This window comes from Herbidospora sp. RD11066, assembly GCF_054661255.1.
This window is the reverse complement of sequence record NZ_BAAGDO010000001.1, coordinates 531,620-553,832: the sequence shown is the minus strand read 5'-3', so window position 1 is coordinate 553,832 and position 22,213 is coordinate 531,620. Positions and strand designations below refer to the sequence as shown.

Here is a 22,213-nt window from a genome sequence, read left to right as displayed (position 1 = left end):
GCCGTCATCATGACCGAAGGAGTCTGGCGTGCGCCCGCGCCCCCGCCGCCCCGGCCGCATCGCCGGAGACGGTCCGCAGATCGCCGTCTTCGACCACGGTCACGCCGTTGACGATGAGCCTGGCCAGCGGGGGTGTCTGACCGTAGCTCAGCGCCACCACGGGGTCGTCGGCGGCGGCATAGGGGCCGTCGATCCGCCACATCGCGAGGTCGGCGAGCTTGCCCGGTTCGAGGGTGCCGATCTCGTTCTCCCGGCCCAGGCAGCGGGCGCCGCCCAGCGTGGCCATCTCCAGGGCCTGGCGGGCGCTGACGGCCTGGGGGCCGTAGCGGGCGCGCTGCATCAGGAGGGCCTGGCGGATCTCTCCGGCGAGCGGGATGAACTCGGCCGAGCCGGGGCCGTCGACGCCGAGGCCGACGGTCGCGCCCGCGCGCAGCAGTTCGGTGACCCGGGCGATCCCGGCGCCCAGCCGGCCGTTGGAGGAGGGGCAGTGGGCGGTGCCGGTGCCCGTCTCGGCGAAGCGGGTGATGTCGGAGTCGGTGAGGTGGACGCTGTGCGCGATCCACACGTCGGGGCCGAGCCAGCCGAGCGATTCGAGGTACTCGACCGGGAGCATGCCGAACTGCTCCTTGCAGTGGTCGTCCTCGTCGAGGGTCTCGGCGCCGTGGGTGTGCAGGCGGACCTTCAGGTCGCGGGCGAGGGCGGCCGACTGGCGCATCAGGTCGCCGCTGACCGAGAAGGGTGAGCAGGGGGCGACGGCGACGCGGAGCATCGAGTCGAACAGCGGGTCGTGATACTTCCGGACCGCGCTCTCGGTCTCGGCGAGGATCTCGTCGAGCGTCTCGACCACCTCGTCCGGCGGGAGGCCGCCCTGGGAGCGGCCCCGGTCCATCGAGCCCCGGCAGGGGTGGAAGCGCAGGCCCACCTCGGCCGCCGCCTGGATCTCGGCGGCGAACAGGTCGCCGCGGCCCTTCGGGAAGACGTAGTGGTGGTCGGTCGTGGTGGTGCAGCCCGACAGGGCCAGCCAGGCCAGGCCTGCGGTGGCGGCGCCGTGCACGACCTCGGCGTCCATCCGCGCCCACACCGGGTAGCTGGCCACGAGCCACTCGAACAGCGTGCCGTCGGGGGCGAGGCCCTGGGAGGCCCACTGGTAGAGGTGGTGGTGGGTGTTGACCAGCCCGGGGGTGACCAGGTGGCCGCGCCCGTCGATCCGCTCGGCGTCGCCGGGGTAGGGGTCGGCGCCGACGTACACGATGCGGTTGCCCTGGATCGCCACGTGGCCGCCGGGGATCTCCGGACCGGCCACGGGGGCGATGTGGGCGTTCTCGATGACGATCACGAACCGGCCTTCCGGCGGGCGGCCAGGCGGACCGCGTCGAGGATCTTCTCGTAGCCCGTACAGCGGCAGAGGTTGCCCGCGAGGTGTTCGCGGATCTCCGCGTCGGCGGGCACCCCGTCGTGCTCCGCGAGGAGCGCGTGGGCCTGGACGATCAGACCCGGCGTACAGAAACCGCACTGGACGGCGCCGCACTCGACGAACGCCGCCTGCACCGGATCGAGGTCGCCCTCCTCGGAGGCGAGCCCCTCGACGGTGAGGACCTCGCGGCCCTCGGCCTGACCGGCCGCGACGAGACAGGAGCAGACCGGCACGCCGTCGAGATAGACCGTGCAGGAGCCGCATTCGCCCTGCTCACAGGCGTTCTTGGCGCCCGGCAGGCCGAGCCTCTCGCGCAGGACGTAGAGCAGGCTCTCGCCCGGCCAGACGTCGTCGGCGGTCATCGGCGCGCCGTTCACGGTGACGTTGACCCTCATGACCTTCCCCCGTTCAGGTGTTCGTTCCAGGCCCAGCCGAGCGTGCGGCGGGCCATCACGGCCAGGGCGTGGACGCGGTAGTCGCGGCTGCCCCGGACGTCGTCGATGGGCGAGGCGGCCGCGGCGACGAGTTCGCCGAACCGCTTGCTCACCTCGGGGTCCCCCGGCGACCAGTTCTCGGCCAGGAAGGCCTCCGCTTCGAGGGCTCGGCGCGGGGTGGGGGCGGCCGACCCGATCCCGGTGCCGACCTTGCGCGCCTCGACGTCGAGCGCGAGGCCGAACGAGCAGACCGCGATGACCATCGCGTTCCTGGTGCCGATCTTGGAGAAGTACTGCGGGCCCTTCCTGACCGGCACGTGGATCGCCCGGATCAGCTCGTCGGCGGCCAGGGCGTTGCGCTTCACGCCGGTGTAGAAGTCGCCGATCGGGATCATCCGGGTGCCGTGCACCGACTCGGCCTCGACGGTCGCGCCGGAGGCGAGCAGCGGCGGATGGCTGTCGCCCGCCGGGGAGGCGGCGCCGAGGTTGCCCGCGACGGTGCCCCGGTTGCGGATCTGCGGCGAGCCGACGGTCCGCGACGCCTGGGCCAGACCGGGCAGCCGGTCAACGAGCTCGGCGATGATCCTGGTGTACGTGACCCCGGCACCGATCCTGATATTTCCGGATTCGGCAGACCATTCGGTCAGCTCGGTGACCGGCGTGAGGTCGAGGAGCGCCTTCGGGCGGCCCTTGTCGAGATTGATCTCGACCATGACGTCGGTGCCGCCCTGGACCGGGGTCGCGTCGGGCCGGTCGGCCTTCATCCGGAGGGCCTCGGCCCAGGTGGTGGCGCGCAGGAAGTCCATCAGTCCCACGCCTTCCCGGCGCCGGGCGCGTCCTCGCGCAGTACGGCGCCCTCGATCAGCCCGTAGGGGCGGTCGGCGGCGAAGTAGACCTCGCCGTCGTTGTCGAGCCCGAACGGGTCGAGGTCGACGAGGAAGTGATGCTTGTTGGGCAGTTCGAGGCGGACCTCGCAGACGTCCGGGCGGTCGGTCAGCACGCGGGTGCCCATGGCGTAGAGGGTCTGCTGGAGCGACAGGCTGTAGGTGGTCGCGAAGGCGTCGAGCAGGGCCTGTCTGGCTTCGCCGTAAGCGGTGTCCCAGTCCTTTTCGAAAGCGGAGTGGCGCCAGCGGGCGGTCACGGCCGTCGCCAGCACCCGGTCGCGGGTCTCCGGCAGGGTCGTGTACTGGTCCTTGAGGTAGCCCCAGAACTCCGAGTTGGTCGTGTTGAGGACGACCAGGTCCTTCAGCCCCGAGACCACGGTGGCCCGCTCGCCGTCGTAGTGGACCAGGCAGGTACGCACCTCCTGGCCCTTGCGGGCGAACGACTGGCCGCCGAGGCGCTCCCACGCGTATTCGTCGATCTCGACCCGGGCGTGGTGGATCGTCGGCTGCGAGTCGACGAAGTGGCGGGCCAGCAGCAGGGCGAACTCCTCGATCGCGCCGACGCCGTACTTCTTGGCGAACGCGTAGGCGGTGTTCTTCTGCGTGTCGGTCGGCAGCACCGTCGCGTTGTCGCCCGTCAGGTGGACCGCGGTCATGTCACCCGACAGCGACGTGGAGACGTTGAGGTCCTTGATGTGGTGGGCGTCGCCGTGCCGGGTGACCCGCACGACCCGGGTCTCGGCTTTGCCGTAGCGGTTGGGGCCGAGCACGAACACTGTCTAACTCCCGCGATAGGTCGAGTAGCCGAACGGGCTCAGCAGCAGCGGCACGTGGTGGTGCTGCTCGGCGTCGGCGATGGCGAAGACGACCGTGACCTCGGGGAAGAACGCGTCGTCCCCCAGGTAGCCGCCGGTGTCGAAGATCAGCCGGTAGGTCGCCGCCTCCAGCTCGCCGGTCCATTCACGGCCGAGCGGCGTCCACTCCTTGATCCGGCCGTCCTTGTCGGTACGGCCCTCGGCGAGGGCGACGTAGCCGTGGGCGGCCCGCCGGGCCAGCCTCACACGGACGTCGGCGGCCGGACAGCCGCGCGCGGTGTCGAGCACATGGGTGGACAGGGTCACGCGGTCTCCTTCCACAACTTGGCCAGCCGCAGCCGGACGATCTTCCCGAGCTCGTCCCTGACGACCATCCGTTCCTTCTCCGGTACGTTGCCCAGACGATCCTCCAGAATCGCCAGCATCTCCCCGGCCGACTTCCCGGTCGCGTAGACCAGGTACACATGCCCGAACCGGTCTTCGTATGCCCGGTTGTTCTTCCGGAGACCTTCGAGGACGTCCTGCTCGGCCGCGGCGGTCCCCGACTGCTCGTTGCGCGACCAGGCCGACTCCCGGTCGGCGCCCTCCGAGCGGTCGCCGATCCGGGGGTGCGCGGCCAGCGCCTCCTCGACGTCGGCCCAGTTCAGCATGGCCAGCACCGAGTCGCTCCGGTCGAGAAGGGCGGTGAGATCGGAGTAGGGCCGCCCGGCCACGCCGTCGGCCCAGCGGGCGGACGCGCAGCACGCCAGCAGGCCGTCCCGGCTCAGTTCACGCATGGTGGCCAGTACACAACGGCGCCCCGGCCGAATCCAGCAGCGGGAGCTCCCAAAGCCCCGTCCATGAGCGGCCGATGGTTTGTACGTTGCCACAAACCGGCGAAACCCCCGGGTAACCTGAGGGCACTATGAGCACAGGAAACGCGATCGGCGGCCACGTCCTGGTGGCCGGCGGCCTGGCCACCGGCGGCCTCAAGTACGCCGCCGAGATCGGCGCCGAAATGGCCCAGGTCTTCGTCTCCAATCCGCGCGGCTGGGCCCTCAACGACGGCAACCCGGCCGAAGACGAGAAGATGCGGGAATCGGGCCTTCCGGTCTACGTCCACGCGCCCTACCTGATCAACTTCGGCTCGCCGACCGAGGCGACGCTGGAGAACTCGATCGCGTCGGTCCGCCACACCCTGCGGCGCGGCCGGGAGATCGGGGCGCTGGGCGTGGTCGTCCACACCGGCTCGGCGGTCAGCCAGCCCCGCGAGGCGGCCTTGCGGCAGCTCCACGACCATCTGCTGCCGCTGGTCGAGGAGATCCCCGACGACGGCCCCGACCTGCTGCTGGAGCCGATGGCCGGGCAGGGGCAGATGCTCTGCGCGACCGTCCAGGACCTCGGGCCCTACCTGTCGGCGCTCGAATGGCACCCGAAGATCGGCATCTGCCTCGACACGTGCCACGCCTACGCGGCCGGCCACGACCTGTCGACGGCCGACGGGGTGAAGGAGACCTTCGACGCCCTTCACGAGATCGCGCCCGGCCGGCTGAAGCTGATCCACGCCAACGACTCGAAAGACCTGCTCGGCCTGAAGAAGGACCGCCACGAGAACATCGGCGCGGGCCACATCGGAACGCTCGGCTTCACCGAGATCATGCGCCATCCGGCGATGGCCGGGGTGCCGCTGTGCATCGAGACGCCCGGCAAGGCCGACCAGCACCGCGAAGACATCGACCTGCTGAAGAAGCTGCGCGGCTGAGCCTCGCGAAATGGAGGCGGATCCGGCCGTCCCCCGAACGACCGGATCCGTGCCGCAACCTTATTTCCCAGGTCAGCGCCACACCGGCTGATCGCGACAGACGGCGTGTCAGGCGCGACGAGCGGTCAGCCGCTCCCTGACCTGCCGGGTGTGCCGCCGCGAGACGGGCAGCGTCTCGGTCCCCACCAGCAGCAACGCCCGCCCGTCGGCGAACCGCAGCTCGCTGACATGGCGGGCGTTCACGAGCGTGCTCCGGTGCGCCCGGATGAACCCGGCCCCGGCCCACCGCTGCTCCAGCGCCGCCATCGAGGTCCGCACGAGATAGCCGCCCTCGGCGGTCCGCAACCTCACGTAGTCGCCGTGCGCCTCGGCGTACCAGACGGCGCCGGGATCGATGAACCGGGTCCGCCCCCCGAGCTCCACCGGAATCGACTCCATGGCGGCCTTCCTCCGCAGATGATCGAGTTCGAGCTGGTCGGAGAGATGCCGAGCCGCTTTGCGCAGATCGCAGGCGTCTATCGGCCCGCCGGAACTATCGAGGGCACCATCGCGGGCCGCTTCGGATCGCGGAGTCGTCCCGTGCTCGACCACCACGGGACCCGGGAGCCCGAAACCGTCGGCGGCCCGTTCGCGTTGCGGGGTCGGCTCGTGAGCGGCCTGGATCCGGACCCCGCTCACAACGTGGTCGTATCTCGGAACCTGGCCGTGAGTGACCAGGGCGCCCACGACCATGCCCATGATCGTCAAGGGCACCGCGCGCGCCGAGGGTCTCCCCTGCATGGCCGCCACCGCCGCCTGCCAGCCCTCGGCGCGGCCCGCCAGGACCGTGCTCGTGGAGGTGATCGTCATCGGGGCGCCGACGGCCTTCTCCAGGTGGGGCAGGGCCGCGCGGGCGGCGTCGGGGGTGAGCCGGAAGGGCAGGTCGAAGCAGCACACCCGGGCGAGACTAGACCTCCGGGCGGGGCTACGGCGGGCCCTCGCCCGGGTCCTCCTGGTATGAGTAGCGCTGCTCCCGCCAGGGGTCGGCGATGTTGTGGTAGCCCCGGTCCTCCCAGAAGCCGCGCCGGTCTTCAGTCAGGTATTCGATGGCGCGCACCCATTTGACGCTCTTCCACGCGTACAGATGAGGGACCACGACGCGGACCGGGAAACCGCGCTCGGGGGTGAGCGGCTTGCCGTCGAGTTCGGTCGCGAAGACGGTCGAGTCGCGGTCGAAGTCGGACATCCGCACGTTGGCGCTGTAGCCGTACTCCGCCCAGATCATCACGTGGCGCACCCCGGGAGCGGGCGGCACGGCGGCCAGGAACGCCGCCGCCGGGACCCCCGACCACTCGGTCCCCATGATCGAGAACTTGGTCACGCAGTGGACGTCGGCCAGCACCGTCGCCCGGGGCAGGAGCTCGAACTCGTCCCAGCTCAGGAAGTGCTGCTCACCCGACGCGGTCGCGCCGAAGATCTGGAGCCGCCAGGTCGCCGGCCGGAACGCCGGAACCCTGCCGTAGTGCACCACGGGCCTGCCGCGCGGGACGTACTGACCCGGGGGCAGCCGGTTGTCCTCCTCGGTCGTCTCCGGCATCCGCCCATCCTGTCACCCCCGGCCAAGCCGCCCGCTCTCGGGTTCGCTCCCGGAACCGGCCGTTATGATCATGGCCGTGTGGACCTTGGCGATCCTGATCTCGGCGATCGCGTACACCACGGTGCTGCCGTTCGACACGGGCATCCACCTGTGCGTCTGGCGCGGCCCCGAACCCCAGGGACCCGCCGCCGACGTGCTCGCCGCCGTCTTCCCGATCCTGGCGCTGACCTTGCCGCTCCTGCTGATCTTCCTGGCCGCCCGCCCCCGGCCGTTGCGGGCGTGGATCGGTGCCGGGGCCGCGCTGGCGACCGCCGTCGCCTATGGGATCTCGTTCGAGGTCCTGTACGTCTACTGCGCATCGGGGTCGCAGGGGCCCGAAGTGGTGCTCCCGGCGTACGGGATCGTGGCCCTGCTCGTCGTCATGGGGGGCCGGAGATCGGGTCTGCGGGGATGAGGTATATTCCAGACATGCTTTGCGCTTTCTCGTTTTGGTATGGCGACGGACCCGTGTGGACCGCTCGCCATGAGGTTGTGCGCTAGCAGCCAAAGGCGAACGAAAAGCCCCGGGTCCCATCGAGGACCCGGGGCTTTTCGCATGTTAAGGAGAAGAAATGGTCATCGTCATGGCCCCCGAGGCCACCCAGGAAGACATCACCGCGCTCGTCGCGCTCGTCGCGACGGCGGGCGGTGAGGCGTTCGTGTCCCGTGGAGTGAACCGTACGATCATCGGGCTGATCGGCGACGTCGAGCAGTTCGCCAGCCTGAATCTCCGCGGGCAGCGCGGGGTGGCCGACGTCATGCGCGTGTCCACGCCGTTCAAGCTCGTGAGCCGCGACAACCATCCCGAGCGCTCGACGGTCAGAGTGGGCGGGGTGCCGATCGGGCCCGACACGGTCACGCTGATCGCGGGGCCGTGCGCGGTCGAGACGCCGCAGCAGACGCTTGAGGCCGCCCAGATGGCCAAGGCGGCGGGGGCCACGTTGCTGCGGGGCGGCGCCTTCAAGCCGCGCACCTCGCCGTACGCCTTCCAGGGGCTCGGCGAGCAGGGGCTGCGCATCCTGGCGGACGTCCGGGAGAAGACCGGCCTGCCGATCGTGACCGAGGTGGTGAACGCGCAGGACGTGCCGCTGGTGGCCGCCTACGCCGACATGCTGCAGGTCGGCACCCGCAACACGCAGAACTTCGCGCTGCTCCAGGCGGTCGGCGCGGCCGGGAAGCCGGTCATGCTCAAGCGCGGCATGAGCGGCACGATCGAAGAGTGGCTGATGTCGGCCGAGTACATCGCCCAGCGCGGCAACCTCGACATCGTGCTGTGCGAGCGGGGCATCCGCACCTTCGAGACGGCGACCAGGAACACCCTCGACGTGTCGGCGGTGCCGGTGGCGCAGCGGCTGTCGCACCTGCCGGTGATCATCGACCCGTCCCACTCGGGCGGGCGGCGTGACCTGGTGCTGCCGCTGACCCGGGCGGCCATCGCGGTCGGCTCCGACGGCGTGATCATCGACGTCCACCCGCACCCGGAGCAGGCGCTCTGCGACGGTCCGCAGGCCCTGGTCGACGGCGACCTCGAAGAGCTGGCGACGATCATGCGGGCCTTCCCGCCGCTGCTCGGACGCACCCTGGCCGGGGAGTCCGTGGCCGTGTAGCGTGCGCCCCCGTGGCGTTCTCGGGGGATCTATATAGAAACAAGAACTTCGTCCTTCTCCTCGGCGTGCAGACGCTGTCCGTGCTGGGCGACGCGTTCTCGACCGTGGCGGTGCCGCTGCTGGCGCTGCACGCGACCGGGTCCGTCGCCCAGATGGGCATCCTGACCGCCCTCGCCGGGGTCGCCTCGGTGGTGACCGGGACCTTCGCCGGGGGCATCGCCGACCGGTTCGACCGGCGGCGGGTGCTGGTCGTGTGCGACATCGGGCGCTTCTTCCTGTACGGCTCGATCCCGCTCATCTGGTGGATGGCCCCCGCCATCTGGCCGCTGTACGTGATCGTGCCGCTGGCGGCCTCGCTCGGCATGATCTTCTCGGTGGCCTATGTGACGGCGCTGCCGTCGATCGTGGACGCGGCCGACATCACCCGGGCCAACGGGCGGCTCTACGCGACCTACGCTGTGGCCGGGGTCGCCGGGCCCGCCCTCGCGGGGGTGGTCTCCGGGGCGTTCGGACCGGCCACCGCGATCGGGCTGGACGCGGTGACCTTCCTGATCTCCGCGCTCGGACTGCGGTTCATCAGGCTCAGGCCGTACAAGAAGGAAGAGACCGGAGGTCGGCTGGCCGGGGCGCGGTTCCTGCTCGGGAACCCGGTGCTGCGGACCATGACGATCCTGCTGACCGCGCTCATCTTCCTCACCGCGGGCCTCGACGACCTGATCGTCTTCCACCTGAAACAGGACCTGGAGCAGCCGGACGCGGTGGTCGGCTACGTGCTCGGCGTGGGGGCGGTCGGCACGATCATCGGGTCGAGCGTGGTGGCCGGGGTGCGCCGACGGCTGGGGTTCGGGCCGACGTGGCTGTGGTCGACCGCGCTGGCGGGCCTGGCCGCCGCCGCCATCGCGCTGTCACCCGGGGTCGCCGGGATCGGCGCGCTCATGGCGGTCTTCTCACTCGCCCTGGCGGTGGGCGCGATCTGCTCGCTGTCGCTGCGGCAGGAGATCACGCCCCCCCACCTGCTCGGCCGGGTGACGGCGGCGTTCTGGACCATCCACTTCGTGCTGGGGCCGGTCGGGGCGACCCTGGCGACGTTCACGGCGGCGGGTCAGGGGGTGCCGGTCGTGCTGGCGCTGATCGGCGGCGGGCTGGTGCTGGTCGCGCTGGGCGGGGTGTTCAGCCCGGTCAGGCGGTCAGGCGTCTAGCTTGTAGGCCTGGATCGAGTCGGCCAGCTGGACCGCGAGCTCCTCGGCGTCGAGGCGCTTCTCGATCAGCTTCAGGTCTTCGATCTTGGCGGCCAGCTCGGGCTGGCGGGAGGCCAGGATCGTGCAGCAGTCTTCGTCGGGCAGCTCGGAGATGGCCAGCGTGCCGATGCGGCGGGCCTCGGCGATGACCTCCATCTTGTCGAGGCCGATGAGCGGGCGCAGGATCGGCATCTCGGTCGCGCTGTCCTGGGCGACGATGTTGGCCATCGTCTGCGACGACACCTGGCCGAGCGAGTCGCCGGTGATCAGGGCGCTGGCCTTGTGGCGGATCGCGACCTCTTCCGCCGTCTTCAGCATCAGGCGGCGCTGGGCGATCATCGCCAGCTTGTCGGAGCCGGAGACGCGGATCGACTGCTGGGCCTTGCCGAACGGCACCACCCACAGGCGCGAGCGGCCCTGGAAGGCGTCGAGCCGCCGGACCAGCGCATAGGCCTTGTAGATCGACTCGGTGGTGGTGAACGGGATGCCGGAGAAGTGCAGGAAGTCGACCCGCAGGCCGCGCCGCATCATGCGGTAGGCCGCCACCGGGGAGTCGATGCCGCCCGACAGCAGGGCCAGGCCGCGGCCGCTGGTGCCGACCGGCAGGCCGCCCTGGCCGGGGCGCGAGTCGATGTAGATGAACACCTCGTCGCGGTCGACCTCGATCGACACGAGCAGCTCGGGCCGCTTCAGGTCGACCGGCAGGCCGTAGGTGTCGTTGATCTCGCTGCCGACGTGCCAGTCGAGCTCGTTGGACTTCATCGGGAAGCGCTTGTCGCGGCGGCGCGACCGGACCGCGAAGCGGGCCTTGCGGGCCACCTCGGGGGTGTCTCTGATCAGTTCGAGGGCGGCCTTGGTGACCACGGCCGGGTCTTTGGCGACCCGCCAGGCCAGGTGGACCAGCACGATGCCGGGCACCTCGCCGACCCGGTCGGCCACCTGCTCGGCCACCTCGACGGAGGTGCCGTCGGGCAGGAACAGGGCGATCACGCCGTGGCGCTGGCGCAGGTCGATCTCGAAGCCGGTCAGCGCGAACTTGATGTTCGCGCGCAGCCGTTGCTCGAAGATCTCCCGGTTCTTTCCCTTGAGGACGATCTCGCCCAGTTTGAGCAGCACGCAGGGCTCACCCAGAGCGGTCATGGTCATGGTGATGGTCCTTCGGGAACGACTGGCGGGAACCTTTTAACTCTAGTCGAGGTCCGCCAGACCTTTTTCGATCGCGTACCTGACCAGCTCGACGCGGTTGTGCAGCTGGAGCTTGCTCAGGGTGTTCTGCACGTGGTTCTGGACCGTGCGGTGCGACAGCACGAGCCGTTCGGCGATCTGCCGGTACGACAACCCCTTCGCCACCAGCCGCAGCACCTCGGTCTCACGGTCGGTCAGCCGGGGGCCCTCCTCCTCGGCCTTCGGCTGGGCCGCCAGGCGGCGGTACTCCCCCAGCACCAGCCCGGCCAGGCCCGGCGTGAACACGGCGTCGCCCTGGGCGGTGCGGGCCACCGCCTCCAGGAAGTCGGCCTGGCTCGCCGACTTCACCAGATAGCCCGACGCGCCCGCCTTGACCGCTTCCAGCACGTCGTCGTGCTCGGCGCTGGCCGACAGCACCAGCACCTTCGGCGGGTTCTCCGAGGCGCCCAGGCCCCGGGCCACCTCGACCCCGGGCAGGTCGGGCAGCTGGAGGTCCAGCACCACCACCTCGGGCCGGACGGCCGCCGCGACCCGCAGCGCCTGACGGCCCTCACCGCAGGTCGCCACGATCTCGTAGCCCGCCTCGGCGAGGTCGCGGGCGACGCCCTCCCGCCACATCGGGTGGTCGTCGACGACCATGACGCGCACGCTCATGGCGCCACGATAACCATTTCGATCTCGGTCCCATCAGGGGAGGAGACAATCGTGACCGTGCCGCCCAGCGCGGCCACCCGGCCCTTGATGGCCTGGGAGACGCCCAGGCGGCCCAGGCGCTCGGCCTGCTCCAGCCGGCCCTCGGGGATGCCGGGCCCGTCGTCTCTCACGGTCACCGTCACGGCGCCGTCCTCGGCCTCGACCAGGATCCACGCCTTCGTGCCCTCGGGGCAGTGGTGGTGGACGTTGCTCAGCGCGTTGGCGACGGCGGCCTCCAGCTCGTCGACCGTACGGGCGGGCAGGTCGACGGGGGTGGCCGGGGTGGCGACGGTGACCGTGGCGGAGGCGTGCAGCCGCAGGGCGGCGTTGAGGTCGGCCGTCTCGGCCAGGCGGGGCCGGGGGGCGGTGCGGACCAGCTCGCGCAGGACGGCCTCCTGCTCGCCCGCCAGCCTCCCCAGTTCGGCCGCCTCGCCGCCGATCTCGGCGCCCCTGCGCTGGACGAGGGCCAGCACCTGGAGGACCGAGTCGTGGATGCCCCGGGCCAGGCGTTCGCGTTCGCGTCCGGCCGCCTCGATCTCGACGGCCTGCTGCATGCGGGCCTCGGCCTGCTTGGCCAGCCGGGTGACGTGGCCGATCACGACCCCCGCGAGGAACAGCAGCACGGCGCCGTTGACCTGGACGGTGTTCAGGTCGAGCACGCCGATCCCGCGCAGCCAGATGTCGAGCGAGGCGATCACGGCCGCCGCCACGGCGCCCGCGCGGCGGCCCGCGTAGACGGCCCAGGAGACGACCGGGGCGGCCACCCACGTCGCGGTGATCGGCATCGTGCCGGGCGAGCCCTCGAACCCCTGGACCCAGATCGACGACAGCAGGCAGCCTGCGGTGACGGCCAGGTCGGCGGTCAGCAGCGGCCAGCCGCGCAGCCTCTCCCGCGAGTAGGCGTAGGTGGCGAAGGCCGTCCAGAGGGCCATGAGGGTGATCACCGACCAGGCGGCGACCGGGCGGGCGTACCCGCCCCCTTCGACCACGAGCACGGCGGCGTAGCCGAGCGAGCACACCCGGAAGACGGCGATCGCCCGCCAGAACGGGGTCTCGATGGTCATTCCGGTCATCGGACGACTACATAACGAACAGAACATGAACCCCTGAAAGGGATAAAGACACCCAATGGAGCGGTGCAATAATTTTGTTGCAACCACAACCGGGAGAACGTATGTCCCATATCAATCACTTCTCGCATGGTGCCCTGACACCGCTCCTCGCGTACCTGATGTCCGTCGTCGGCTCACTGCTGGGCCTGATTCTGACGGCCAGGGCGCGCTCCGCACAGGGCGCCTCGCGGTACCGCTGGCTCGCCGGGGGCGCGCTGGCCATCGGCGGTACCGGCATCTGGGTCATGCACTTCATCGCCATGATGGGCTTCGAGGTCACGGGTTCGGAGATCCGCTTCAACATCGGCCTGACCACGGCCTCGGCGATCATCGCCGTCGCGGTCGTCTACGGCGGCCTCTACGTCGTCTCGCAGGGCGACGGCTTCCCCCGCCTGCTCGCCGGCGGCCTGCTGGCCGGCATCGGCGTCGTCACCATGCACTACATGGGCATGTTCGCGATGAGCATGTCGGGCCACGCCTCCTACGACCCGGCCCTGGTCGCCCTGTCGGTGCTGATCGCGATCGTGGCGGCCACCGTCGCGCTCTGGTTCACCCTGAAGGTCGAGGGCCCGCTGGCCATCACCGGCGCCGCTCTCATGATGGGCGTGGCCGTCAACGGCATGCACTTCACCGGCATGTTCAGCCTCAGCGTCTCGCCCGGCGACAACGCGATCTCCGGCGCCCCCGCCATGGCCTTCCTGCTCCCGCTCATCGCCGGGATCAGCCTCATCACGGTGGGCCTGCTGCTCGCCATCCTGCTGTCGCCCTCGGCGCGGGAGATGCGCGAGGACACCGAACTCCTGGAGCGCCTGCAGCAGCGGCGCAACGCCCCGCCGGCTCCGCCCATGCCCAGCAGGGGCGGGCACCGGAAGCCGGAGGGCGACGACCTGTTCACGCCGCGCAGGTAGTCCCCCCGCGCGGCGCATCAGGGTCGGTTTAACCGAAGAAGACCTCGGCCTCGGCGTAACGGTGGACGGGCACCGTCTTCAGCTCGGCCGTCGCGGCGTCGAGGCCGTTGCGCACGATCTCGGTGCCCTGGAGGCCGACCATCTTGCCGAAGTCGCCCTCGTGGACGGCGTCGATCGCGGCCAGGCCGAAACGGGTGGCCAGCACGCGGTCGTACGCCGTCGGGGTGCCGCCGCGCTGGATGTGGCCGAGGACCGTGGTGCGGGCCTCCTTGCCGGTGCGCTTCTCGATCTCCTGGGCCAGGCGGTCGCCGATGCCGCCGAGGCGGACGTGACCGAAGGCGTCGAGCTCGCCGTGGGTGAGCTCCATCTGGCCGTCGATCGGGTGGGCGCCCTCGGCGACCACGATGATCGGGGCGTACTTGGTCTTGAAGCGCGACTCGACGTATTCGCAGACCTTGTCGATGTCGAACGGCTTCTCGGGGATCAGGATGACGTTGGCGCCCGCGGCCATGCCGGCGTGCAGCGCGATCCAGCCCGCGTGACGGCCCATGACCTCGCAGATCAGGGCGCGGTGGTGCGACTCAGCGGTGGTGTGCAGCCGGTCGATGGCCTCCATCGCGATGTTCACCGCGGTGTCGAAACCGAAGGTGTAGTCGGTCGCGTTGAGGTCGTTGTCGATCGTCTTCGGCACGCCGACGACGTTCACGCCGCGGTCGAAGAGCTGCTTGGCGACGCCAAGGGTGTCTTCACCGCCGATGGCGACCAGGGCGTCGATGCCGTGGGTCGCCAGGTTCTCCTTGATGCGCTCGACGCCACCCTCGATCTTGATCGGGTTGGTGCGGGACGAGCCAAGGATGGTGCCACCCCGCGGCAGGATGCCGCGGACCGATGCCACGTCGAGGGGCATCGTGTCGCCCTCGAGCGGGCCGCGCCAGCCGTCGCGGAACCCCACGAACTCGTGACCGTAGACGGTGACGCCCTTGCGGACCACGGCCCGGATCACGGCGTTCAGACCGGGGCAGTCGCCGCCACCGGTGAGCACTCCAATACGCATGTCGGGTTCCTCCATATGAGATAGCGCGGCCAGACTGTGTCTGGACGCCGACGGTGGCATTCTGCCGTGACGGCGCAACAATGGTCTAGACCAAAAAGTGAGGCGCCGTGGCGGTTTTGGCGATAGACGCTGGTACGACCGGTGTGACCGCACTCGTGGTGGGTGAGGACGGCCACATCGACTCGCGCGGATACCAGGAGTTCGAGCAGCGATTCCCGGAGCCCGGCTGGGTCGAACACGCGCCAGACGACATCTGGCGCGCGACGCTGGCAGCCTGCCGCACCGCTCTGGCCAGGGCAAGCACCACTGTGCGGTGCGTCGGCCTGACCAACCAGCGCGAGACGGCGGTGCTCTGGAACACCACCACTTTGGACGCCCCCCGCAATGCCATTGTCTGGCAGGACCGGAGGTCCTCCGGCATCTGCGCCCGCCTTCGTGACGAAGGTCACGAACCGCGTGTGACCGAACTCACCGGCCTGCGGCTCGACCCCTATTTCACCGGTACCAAGCTCACCTGGCTGGCCGAGCACGACCCCGACGCCTGGGCGGCGAAGGACCTGGCGATCGGAACGGTCGACAGCTACCTCGTGGCACGGTTGACCGGCGGCGCCCGGCATGTGACCGATCCGTCCAACGCGTCCCGCACGCTTCTCTATGACATCCACGCGGGCGCCTGGTCACCGGAGCTGTGCGACCTGTTCGGGGTGCCGATCGAGGCGCTGCCCGAGGTGGTGCCCAACTACGGCGAGTTCGCGCGCACCAGCCCCGACCACTTCCTCGGGCTCGACCTGCCGATCTCCGGCATGGCCGGCGACCAGCAGGCGGCCCTGTTCGGCCAGACCTGCTTCGAGGTGGGCGACGTCAAGTGCACGTACGGGACCGGCTCCTTCGTGCTCGTCAACACCGGCCACGAGGCGGTGGGCTCCGATGCCGGGCTGCTGACCACGGTCGCCTGGCAGGAGCCCTCGGGTGAGCTGACCTACGCCCTCGAAGGGGCGATCTTCGTGACCGGCGCGGCGGTGCAGTGGCTGCGCGACGGACTCGGCCTGATCGGGACGGCGGCCGAGTCGGAGGAGCTGGCCCGGTCGGTGCCCGACGCCGGCGGCGTGGTGTTCGTGCCCGCGCTGACTGGCCTCGGAGCGCCACATTGGGATCCGGACGCCCGGGGGACGATCACCGGCCTCACACGGGGTACGACCAAGGCACACCTGGCGCGGGCCACGCTCGACGCCATCGCCTACGAGGTGCGCGACATCGTCGCCACCATGTCCGAGGAGGTGACCGTGCTGAAGGCCGACGGCGGCGGCAGCGCCAACGACCTGCTCATGCAGGTGCAGGCCGACCAGCTCGGCATCCCGGTCGAGCGCCCCGAGATCCAGGAGACGACGGCCCTGGGCGCGGCGTTCCTGGCCGGGCTCGGAGCCGGGGTCTGGTCGACCCGCGAGGAGCTCAAGCACACCTGGAAGCTCGACGAACGGTTCGAGCCCGGGGTCCGCGACGAGCGGGCCTACGACGACTGGCTGCGCGCCGTGCAGCGATCGCGGGGGTGGGCCGCGCGGTGACGGCGGATCTGCGTGGCGACTTAGCCGGGTTCCTCCGGCGTCCCTGGTTCTGGCGGCGCGACCAGCAGCTGCCCGTCGTGCTGGTGACGGGCGGCGGCGCGAACGCCCTGGTCAACGAGCTGACCGCGCCCTTCGCCGAGCACCTGCCGAGCGCGCTGGTCCGTGAGGGTGAACACGGCTCGGTGCTGTCGCTCGTGGGGGCGCTCACCGGGCCGCGCGGCCAGCTCGGGCGGCCGGTCGGAGGCTCGTTCCTGCCGCCGCCCCGGTTCCCGCTGGCCCAGTTCGTGCTGTGGGCCGCCTCGCAGCGCAACCCGCCGGAACCGCAGTCCCATGAGGGCTACCAGGACTTCCGGCGGCGGCTGCGCGACCGGCGGCGCGGCCCGGCCGACGCGTCGCTGCGCCTGGTCGCCGACTTCTTCATCGGCCGCGCCGCGCTGACCTGGGTGCCGATCGGCACGATCGTGGTCTGGCTGCTGGCCGGGCCGACCGACCTGGTGGGCGTGCTGCCGTGGGTGCTGGGCGCGCTGGTGGCCGTGCTCGGCGTCGGGGCGCAGGGCTTCGCGTCGATCCGGGGCTGGTTCTTCTACGGCTGGTTCCGCCGCCAGCCGGTGCTGCGCCGCCATCGCTGGGAGAAGATCGCCTGGTACGCGCTGCGGCTGGCCAACGCCTCGCCCGAGGAGATCGAACGGCTGGCGGTCAACGCGATGTGCGAGGACCTGCGGCAGGCGTACAAGAAATGGCGCATCCCGTGGCCGAGCTGGGGGCGCGGGCTCTACTGCCTGCTGCGATTACAGATCGGCGACCCCCACGGGGTGAACGCCCGGTTCCTGCGCCTGCTGGAGGACGCCGCGGCGCTGACCGGTCATCCGGTCCCGGTGGTCGTGGTCGCCTCCGTGCCCGACGCGCTGGCCGACCCGCGGCCGATCGCGGCCACCCCGCTGGCCGACATCACCGGCCAGGTCGGCACCTGGCGGCGGGAGCACCGGCGGCGCCGGATGCCGGTCAGGCTCGTGGTCGGGCCCGGCGACCACACCGCCCACCCGGGGATCCCCCACCGCTTCAGGCCCCTCGCGCACCAGGCGCGGGCGTGGGTCTACTGGGCGGTCGTGCTGGCGGTGCTGCCCGGCCTGATCATCGGGTTCGTGGTGATCAACCTGTCGGAACGCGCCGCCCACTGCGGCGGCCTCCCCTACGTCGACCGCATGGGCAGTGAGTGCGTGGGGGTGGTCAACGCCACCGACGAGGCCCCCGACGGCCTGTTCGCCAAGCCGATCGCCGACCTGGTCGCCCACATCGACGCCAACAACGCCTACGCCGTCGAATCGGCGCAGTACGTCACCGTGGCCCTGTTCGGCGAATATTCGGTGCGCCAGACCGCCCAGGACGACACCCGCTTCCCCAGCATGGTCGCCGAGCTCACCGCCGCCGAGGAGTATCAGCGCACGCTCCAGAACCCGCTGCGGCTGCGGATACTGATCGTCAACGCGGGCGACAACTACGCCCACGGCGGCCGGGCCGCCGACCTGGTCGCCCGGCTGGCCGACGACGACCCCCACCTCGTCGGCGTGGTCGGGCTCGGGCGCAGCGTCGGCGGGGTCGAGGCGGCGGTCGACCGCTTCGACGCCGCCAAGATCCCCAACATGACCACCACCGCCACCGCCGACGACCTCGGCATCGTCGGCGAACGGCCCTCGCCCTACTTCTTCCGCGTCGGCCCGACCAACTTCCGCGAGGCCACCCTGTCGGCCCGGTTCGCCCGGCGCACCCTCAAGGCCGAGACGGCGGTGATCGTGCAGGACGGCACGGCCGACGACACCTACACCAACAACCTCGCCGACGACTTCGCCAAGGCGCTCACCACCGAGGACGTCGAGGTGGGCCCGCCGGTCGCCTACGGCGCCTCGCGCGACGGCATGTCGGGCGCGGTCGCCACGGCCTGCGCCAGAAGGGCCGACGTCTTCATGTACGCCGGTCGCGCCCGCGAGTTCGTCGGCTTCCTCAAGGCGATCGAAGGCAGCAGCGCGTGTGGCGCCGGGGTGCTCAAGGTCGTCGCCGGCGACGACGTGATCAGGGTGGTCGCCGACCACCGGGCCGAGATCGCCGCGATGCGCCAGGTGGAGGTCTACTACGTGGCCCTGGCCAGCCGTGAGATGTGGGGCGAGGTCAACCCGACCGGCCTGATCAGCGCGCTGCGCGCCGGAACCCACGCCGACCTCCCCGACGACAACCTGATCCTGACCTACGACGCGGTCGACGTGGTCTACCGCGCCGCCGACCGCGCCTTCCGGCCGGGCGACGACCTGCCCAGCCGGGGCGACGTGCTGTATCGCCTGGCCCGCACCTCGGGGCCTTCGGCGTGGAACGGTTCGAGCGGCGTGATCGACTTCGGCCACGGCGAACGCCACGACCCGGTGGACAAGGCGGTCGGCATCGTCCAGGTCGCGGAGAAACCGACCCCGCCGTTGGTCCGCTGCGGCCCGCTCGACGCCGAGGAGCCACCGGTCTCCGACCCGCGCTGCAAGGACCTACCGGACGCGCCTTAGGAGATCCGCTCGGGAGCGGACTCCAGGTCGGCCCGCACGCCGTGGGCCGACCGTAATGCGCCCTACAGGGCATGGCCAGGACATGGCCGGTCGGCTCAGGGAGTTGGGAACTGCGGGTCGGACCCTACGGGAGAACGCAGGTCGGGGTCGGCACGGCCAGGACGTGGCCGGTCGGCTCCGGCACGCCGTCGGCCAGTCGGAAGTGCACCACGTCGCCCGATCGCTGGTTGGCGACATAGAGGTCGTCGCCGTCGATGGCGAAGTGGCGGGGCCAGTCGCCGCCGCAGTCGACCTCGGCGATCATCTTCTGCGTCTCGGGGTCGAAGACACTGATCGTGTTGGGGCCGCGGTTGGCGACATAGAGCCGGTCGCGGTGGATCTGAATGTGGGAGGGGTAGTTGACGCCCTCACGCCCGCTCGCCGCGAACCGGCCCGCAGGGTTCCAATTCCGGTCGAAAGCGTGGACCTGGCCGTCGAGCTCGCCCGTGACATACCAGCCCAGAAGGCCACTGGCCAGGTGGCGGGGGCCGATGCCCGGGGTGAGGACGACGGGCTTCATCTCGGTGGTGGTGAAGTCGGTGCGCCCGGGGCCGGGGACGCGCCAGAGGCGGACCTGGTCTGCGCCGAGGTCGGTCACGAAGAGGATGCCGCCTTCGAAGAAGGCCTGGTGGGCGTGGGGGCCGCGCTGGCGGTCGGGGTCGGGGCCGCTGCCGTCGCCCGGGAACAGCAGCGGCGGGCCGGTGAACAGGCCCTCGTCGTCGAGCGAGTGGAGGGCCACCATGCCGTCGGCGTAGTTGGCCACGGCCAGCCAGTTGTCGGTCACGGCCACGTGGCAGGGCGAGCTGCCGCCGCTCGATCGGGTCGCCAGGCGCTCGGGGTCTTCGGTGGCGCTGAAGGCGGTGATCGTGCCGTGGTCGGCCTCGCCCACGGCGTACAGGACCGGGAGTGAGGGGTGCGCGGCGAGGAACGACGGGCCCGAGATGGCGACCGAGCGGACCTCGGTCAGGGCCCCCGAGGCGTCGCGCGCGGCGACGGTCACGCCCGTGCCCGCCCCTCCGGTGTCCGGCGTGTAACCCCCGATGTAGACCGTGTTCACGTCGCTCCTTCGAAAAGGCGGGCGGGTTTCGAACCCTAGCGCATCCATATTATCGTTGCCCAAAGCAACGGTTCACTTGAGGAGAGCAATGGATGCGGTCGCGGAGGTCAGGGCGTTCAACCGCTTCTACACCGAGGTCATCGGCGTGCTGGGGCCCGGCATGCACGATTCCCCCTATTCACTGACAGAAGCCAGGATCTTGTACGAACTGGGCCAGACCTCCAGCCCCATGGAGACCGGCGAGATCCGGCGCCTGCTCGGCATCGACGCGGGCTATCTCAGCCGGTTGCTGACCCGGCTCGAGTCCGAGGGGCTGGTGGCCCGGCAGCGCGCCGGCCACGACGCCCGCCGCCAGGTCGTGTCACTGACGGCGGCCGGGGCGACGACGTACACCGATCTCGACGAGAAGTCGGCGGCGCAGGTCACCGCCCTGCTCGACGGGGCCGACCTGTCGCGGCTCCTGGGGAGCATGGCCGCGATCAGGGAGATCCTGGGCGGCGGACCCAAGAGCGACACCGTGGTCATCCGGCCGCCCCGGCCCGGCGACCTGGGCTGGGTGGTGCAGCGGCACGGCGCGATCTATGTGCGCGAGCAGGGGTGGGGGCCCGAGTTCGAGGCGCTGGTGGCCCGCATCTGCGCCGACTTCCTCGACAACCTCGCCGACCCCGGCCAGGGCGGGTGGATCGCCGAGGTCGACGGCCGCCCGGCGGGGTGCGTGTTCTGCGTCAGGAAAGACGACCAGACGGCGCAGCTGCGGCTGCTGCTGGTCGAGCCGTGGGCGCGCGGGCGCGGGGTCGGCGCCCGGCTGGTCGAGGAGTGCCTGCGGTTCGCCGCCGACGCCGGATACGACCGCATCATGCTCTGGACGCGCGACGTGCTGACCTCCGCCCGGCGGATCTACAAGGCGGCCGGTTTCCAGGTCACCGGCACCGAGCAGGCCGACGGGTTCGTCGACGAGATCTGGGAGCGCGATATTTCCGGCTTTACTGATAGGAATTAGCGGAATATGATCCGGGGCATGCGGTTCCACTGGTTCCTCCCGACCTCGGGCGACGGCCATTACGTGCGCCCGGCGACCACCACGGTGGCGGCCGGCGCGGCGCCGGTCCGCGTGCCCACGCTCCGATACCTGACCCAAGTGGCCCTCGCCGCCGAGCAGGCCGGTTTCGAGGCCGCGCTGACCCCGGTCGGTCTGGGCTGTCCCGACCCGCTCGTCACCTGCGCGGCCGTGGCGGCCAAGACCGACCGGCTCGGCCTGCTGGTCGCGTTCCGGCCCGGCTTCACCCTGCCGACCCTGCTCGCGCAGCAGGCCGAGGCGTTCCAGGAGATCAGCGGCGGCCGGCTGCGGCTCAACGTGGTCACCGGCGGCGACCCCGCCGAACAGCGCGCCTACGGCGACTTCCTGAACCACGACGAGCGCTACGCCCGCACCGCCGAATATCTCCACGTGCTGCGCCGCACCTGGGAGGGCGAGCCGTTCTCCTTCACCGGCGACCACTACCGCGTCGAAAACGCCGGGCTGTCGACGCCGCTGGCGAACCCGCCGGAGATCTACTTCGGCGGCGCCTCCCCGGCCGCCGAGCGGGTCGCGGCCGAACACGCCGACGTCTACCTGATGTGGGGCGAACCGCCGACGATGATCGCCGAGCGGCTGGAACGCATGCGCAAGCTCACCGCCGAGACCGGCCGCACCCTGCGCTACGGCATCCGCCTCCACATCATCGCCCGCGACACCTCGGAAGAGGCCTGGGCCTACGCCCGCCACCTGCTCTCGGGCATGGACCCCGAACGCATCACCGCCGCCCAGGCCCGCTTCGCCCGCATGGACTCGGTCGGCCAGGCCCGCATGGCCGGTCTCCACGGCGGCAGCACCGACGACCTCGAGATCTCCCCCGGGCTGTGGGCGGGTGTCGGGCTCGTTCGCGAAGGCGCCGGAACGGCCCTCGTGGGCTCCTATGCCGAGGTCGCCCATCGCATTCGTGAATACGCGGCCTTGGGCCTGGAGGAGTTCATCCTGTCGGGCTGGCCGCACCTGGAGGAGTCGGTCCGCGCCGGCGAGTTCCTCCTGCCCCTGCTCCGATGAACTCCACCTTGCTCACGGAAGCCACCGAACAGACGGCGGGCCTTCCGAGAGTCCGCCCGCGTCCAAGACCCACCCCGCCGACGGTCCATCCGCGCCCAAGATCCGCCCGGCCAAGGGTCCGTCCGAGCCAAGAATCCGCCCCGCCGACGGTCCATCCGCACTCAGGATCCGCCCGGCCAAAGGTCCGTCCGCGCCCAAGATCCGCCCCACTGAAGGTCCGCCCCCGCTC

22 protein-coding genes are annotated in these 22,213 nt (G+C 70.9%); 9 read left to right on the top strand and 13 right to left on the bottom strand.

Going from position 1 to position 22,213, the window contains the following annotated elements:
* Window positions 1–7: 7 nt before the first annotated feature.
* Genes ACYQ78_RS02525 through uraD form a run of 6 tightly spaced genes read right to left on the bottom strand, consistent with a single transcriptional unit; the run spans window position 8 to window position 4,323 of the window.
* Complete coding sequence (locus ACYQ78_RS02525) at window positions 8–1,336, bottom strand: 8-oxoguanine deaminase (protein WP_459799003.1); 1,329 nt, start codon at window positions 1,334–1,336, stop codon at window positions 8–10.
* Window positions 1,333–1,809, bottom strand: a complete 477-nt coding sequence (locus ACYQ78_RS02520; protein WP_459799002.1) for a (2Fe-2S)-binding protein — start codon at window positions 1,807–1,809, stop codon at window positions 1,333–1,335. Before ACYQ78_RS02520 ends, ACYQ78_RS02525 begins: the two co-directional genes overlap by 4 nt.
* The gene (locus tag ACYQ78_RS02515) at window positions 1,806–2,654 is read right to left on the bottom strand and encodes an FAD binding domain-containing protein (RefSeq protein WP_459799001.1); all 849 of its coding nucleotides are present in this window, start codon (window positions 2,652–2,654) and stop codon (window positions 1,806–1,808) included. Before ACYQ78_RS02515 ends, ACYQ78_RS02520 begins: the two co-directional genes overlap by 4 nt.
* Entirely contained in the window at window positions 2,654–3,508 is an 855-nt protein-coding gene (gene pucL / locus ACYQ78_RS02510; protein WP_459799000.1) for a factor-independent urate hydroxylase, read from the bottom strand. Before pucL ends, ACYQ78_RS02515 begins: the two co-directional genes overlap by 1 nt.
* Window positions 3,509–3,511: 3 nt before the next feature.
* The gene (gene uraH / locus ACYQ78_RS02505) at window positions 3,512–3,853 is read right to left on the bottom strand and encodes a hydroxyisourate hydrolase (RefSeq protein WP_459798999.1); all 342 of its coding nucleotides are present in this window, start codon (window positions 3,851–3,853) and stop codon (window positions 3,512–3,514) included.
* Window positions 3,850–4,323, bottom strand: a complete 474-nt coding sequence (uraD, locus tag ACYQ78_RS02500) for a 2-oxo-4-hydroxy-4-carboxy-5-ureidoimidazoline decarboxylase (protein WP_459798998.1) — start codon at window positions 4,321–4,323, stop codon at window positions 3,850–3,852. Before uraD ends, uraH begins: the two co-directional genes overlap by 4 nt.
* A 128-nt stretch (window positions 4,324–4,451) precedes the next feature.
* Here uraD and ACYQ78_RS02495 point away from each other — a divergent pair, with 128 nt between their 5' ends.
* On the top strand, window positions 4,452–5,288 hold the full coding sequence (locus tag ACYQ78_RS02495; RefSeq protein ID WP_459798997.1) for a deoxyribonuclease IV: 837 nt from the start codon (window positions 4,452–4,454) through the stop codon (window positions 5,286–5,288).
* Window positions 5,289–5,396: 108 nt separating this feature from the next.
* Here the strand turns inward: ACYQ78_RS02495 and ACYQ78_RS02490 are convergent, their stop codons facing one another.
* The gene (locus tag ACYQ78_RS02490) at window positions 5,397–6,224 is read right to left on the bottom strand and encodes a LytR/AlgR family response regulator transcription factor (RefSeq protein ID WP_459798996.1); all 828 of its coding nucleotides are present in this window, start codon (window positions 6,222–6,224) and stop codon (window positions 5,397–5,399) included.
* Window positions 6,225–6,252: 28 nt separating this feature from the next.
* Window positions 6,253–6,864: a molybdopterin-dependent oxidoreductase gene (locus tag ACYQ78_RS02485; protein ID WP_459798995.1), complete on the bottom strand. Its 612-nt coding sequence runs from the start codon at window positions 6,862–6,864 to the stop codon at window positions 6,253–6,255.
* A 76-nt stretch (window positions 6,865–6,940) separates the two neighbouring features.
* On the opposite strand from ACYQ78_RS02485, the gene ACYQ78_RS02480 reads away from it, so the two are divergent.
* The 3 genes from ACYQ78_RS02480 to ACYQ78_RS02470 all read left to right on the top strand — a co-directional run bounded on the left by ACYQ78_RS02480 (window position 6,941) and on the right by ACYQ78_RS02470 (window position 9,709).
* A complete protein-coding gene (locus ACYQ78_RS02480; RefSeq protein ID WP_459798994.1) occupies window positions 6,941–7,318 on the top strand; it encodes a hypothetical protein in 378 nt (125 codons plus the stop codon).
* A gap of 157 nt (window positions 7,319–7,475) precedes the next feature.
* Window positions 7,476–8,510, top strand: a complete 1,035-nt coding sequence (aroF, locus tag ACYQ78_RS02475) for a 3-deoxy-7-phosphoheptulonate synthase (RefSeq protein WP_459798993.1) — start codon at window positions 7,476–7,478, stop codon at window positions 8,508–8,510.
* 11 nt (window positions 8,511–8,521) lie between these two features.
* A complete protein-coding gene (locus ACYQ78_RS02470) occupies window positions 8,522–9,709 on the top strand; it encodes an MFS transporter (RefSeq protein WP_459798992.1) in 1,188 nt (395 codons plus the stop codon).
* On the opposite strand, the gene thiI is transcribed toward ACYQ78_RS02470, so the two are convergent.
* The 3 genes from thiI to macS are packed head-to-tail and all read right to left on the bottom strand — an operon-like array spanning window position 9,698 to window position 12,690.
* The gene (gene thiI / locus ACYQ78_RS02465; RefSeq protein ID WP_459798991.1) at window positions 9,698–10,894 is read right to left on the bottom strand and encodes a tRNA uracil 4-sulfurtransferase ThiI; all 1,197 of its coding nucleotides are present in this window, start codon (window positions 10,892–10,894) and stop codon (window positions 9,698–9,700) included. The two genes, ACYQ78_RS02470 and thiI, sit on opposite strands and share 12 nt — an antisense overlap.
* 42 nt (window positions 10,895–10,936) lie before the next feature.
* Window positions 10,937–11,587 (bottom strand): response regulator, encoded by a 651-nt coding sequence (locus tag ACYQ78_RS02460; RefSeq protein WP_459798990.1) that lies wholly within the window; start codon window positions 11,585–11,587, stop codon window positions 10,937–10,939.
* Entirely contained in the window at window positions 11,584–12,690 is a 1,107-nt protein-coding gene (gene macS, locus ACYQ78_RS02455) for a MacS family sensor histidine kinase (RefSeq protein ID WP_459798989.1), read from the bottom strand. Before macS ends, ACYQ78_RS02460 begins: the two co-directional genes overlap by 4 nt.
* Window positions 12,691–12,800: 110 nt before the next feature.
* Between macS and ACYQ78_RS02450 the strand changes: the two genes are divergently transcribed.
* Window positions 12,801–13,646, top strand: coding sequence for an MHYT domain-containing protein (locus ACYQ78_RS02450; RefSeq protein WP_459798988.1), 846 nt, complete (start codon window positions 12,801–12,803; stop codon window positions 13,644–13,646).
* 28 nt (window positions 13,647–13,674) lie between these two features.
* Here the strand turns inward: ACYQ78_RS02450 and ACYQ78_RS02445 are convergent, their stop codons facing one another.
* Window positions 13,675–14,700 (bottom strand): ATP-dependent 6-phosphofructokinase, encoded by a 1,026-nt coding sequence (locus tag ACYQ78_RS02445; protein ID WP_459798987.1) that lies wholly within the window; start codon window positions 14,698–14,700, stop codon window positions 13,675–13,677.
* Between the two features lie 107 nt (window positions 14,701–14,807).
* Here ACYQ78_RS02445 and glpK point away from each other — a divergent pair, with 107 nt between their 5' ends.
* Window positions 14,808–16,262 carry a glycerol kinase GlpK gene (gene glpK, locus ACYQ78_RS02440; RefSeq protein ID WP_459798986.1) on the top strand — a complete coding sequence of 485 codons (1,455 nt, stop codon included), beginning with the start codon at window positions 14,808–14,810 and terminating at the stop codon, window positions 16,260–16,262.
* On the top strand, window positions 16,259–18,805 hold the full coding sequence (locus ACYQ78_RS02435; protein WP_459798985.1) for an ABC transporter substrate-binding protein: 2,547 nt from the start codon (window positions 16,259–16,261) through the stop codon (window positions 18,803–18,805). Before glpK ends, ACYQ78_RS02435 begins: the two co-directional genes overlap by 4 nt.
* Window positions 18,806–18,929: 124 nt before the next feature.
* Here the strand turns inward: ACYQ78_RS02435 and ACYQ78_RS02430 are convergent, their stop codons facing one another.
* On the bottom strand, window positions 18,930–19,901 hold the full coding sequence (locus ACYQ78_RS02430; protein ID WP_459798984.1) for a lactonase family protein: 972 nt from the start codon (window positions 19,899–19,901) through the stop codon (window positions 18,930–18,932).
* 88 nt (window positions 19,902–19,989) lie between these two features.
* On the opposite strand from ACYQ78_RS02430, the gene ACYQ78_RS02425 reads away from it, so the two are divergent.
* Together ACYQ78_RS02425 and ACYQ78_RS02420 are read left to right on the top strand one after the other, a co-directional pair.
* Entirely contained in the window at window positions 19,990–20,901 is a 912-nt protein-coding gene (locus tag ACYQ78_RS02425; RefSeq protein ID WP_459798983.1) for a bifunctional helix-turn-helix transcriptional regulator/GNAT family N-acetyltransferase, read from the top strand.
* 18 nt (window positions 20,902–20,919) lie between these two features.
* Window positions 20,920–21,984, top strand: coding sequence for an LLM class flavin-dependent oxidoreductase (locus ACYQ78_RS02420; RefSeq protein ID WP_459798982.1), 1,065 nt, complete (start codon window positions 20,920–20,922; stop codon window positions 21,982–21,984).
* Window positions 21,985–22,213: the final 229 nt, after the last annotated feature.

Coding starts and splice junctions, on each gene's coding strand:
- macS (WP_459798989.1), bottom strand. CDS start 12,690: ATGACCATCGAGACCCCGTTCTGGCGGGCGATCGCCGTCTTCCGGGTG.
- ACYQ78_RS02445 (WP_459798987.1), bottom strand. CDS start 14,700: ATGCGTATTGGAGTGCTCACCGGTGGCGGCGACTGCCCCGGTCTGAAC.
- ACYQ78_RS02515 (WP_459799001.1), bottom strand. CDS start 2,654: ATGGACTTCCTGCGCGCCACCACCTGGGCCGAGGCCCTCCGGATGAAG.
- ACYQ78_RS02420 (WP_459798982.1), top strand. CDS start 20,920: ATGCGGTTCCACTGGTTCCTCCCGACCTCGGGCGACGGCCATTACGTG.
- ACYQ78_RS02485 (WP_459798995.1), bottom strand. CDS start 6,864: ATGCCGGAGACGACCGAGGAGGACAACCGGCTGCCCCCGGGTCAGTAC.
- aroF (WP_459798993.1), top strand. CDS start 7,476: ATGGTCATCGTCATGGCCCCCGAGGCCACCCAGGAAGACATCACCGCG.
- ACYQ78_RS02425 (WP_459798983.1), top strand. CDS start 19,990: ATGGATGCGGTCGCGGAGGTCAGGGCGTTCAACCGCTTCTACACCGAG.
- ACYQ78_RS02450 (WP_459798988.1), top strand. CDS start 12,801: ATGTCCCATATCAATCACTTCTCGCATGGTGCCCTGACACCGCTCCTC.
- ACYQ78_RS02520 (WP_459799002.1), bottom strand. CDS start 1,809: ATGAGGGTCAACGTCACCGTGAACGGCGCGCCGATGACCGCCGACGAC.
- ACYQ78_RS02460 (WP_459798990.1), bottom strand. CDS start 11,587: ATGAGCGTGCGCGTCATGGTCGTCGACGACCACCCGATGTGGCGGGAG.
- uraD (WP_459798998.1), bottom strand. CDS start 4,323: ATGCGTGAACTGAGCCGGGACGGCCTGCTGGCGTGCTGCGCGTCCGCC.
- ACYQ78_RS02495 (WP_459798997.1), top strand. CDS start 4,452: ATGAGCACAGGAAACGCGATCGGCGGCCACGTCCTGGTGGCCGGCGGC.
- thiI (WP_459798991.1), bottom strand. CDS start 10,894: ATGACCATGACCGCTCTGGGTGAGCCCTGCGTGCTGCTCAAACTGGGC.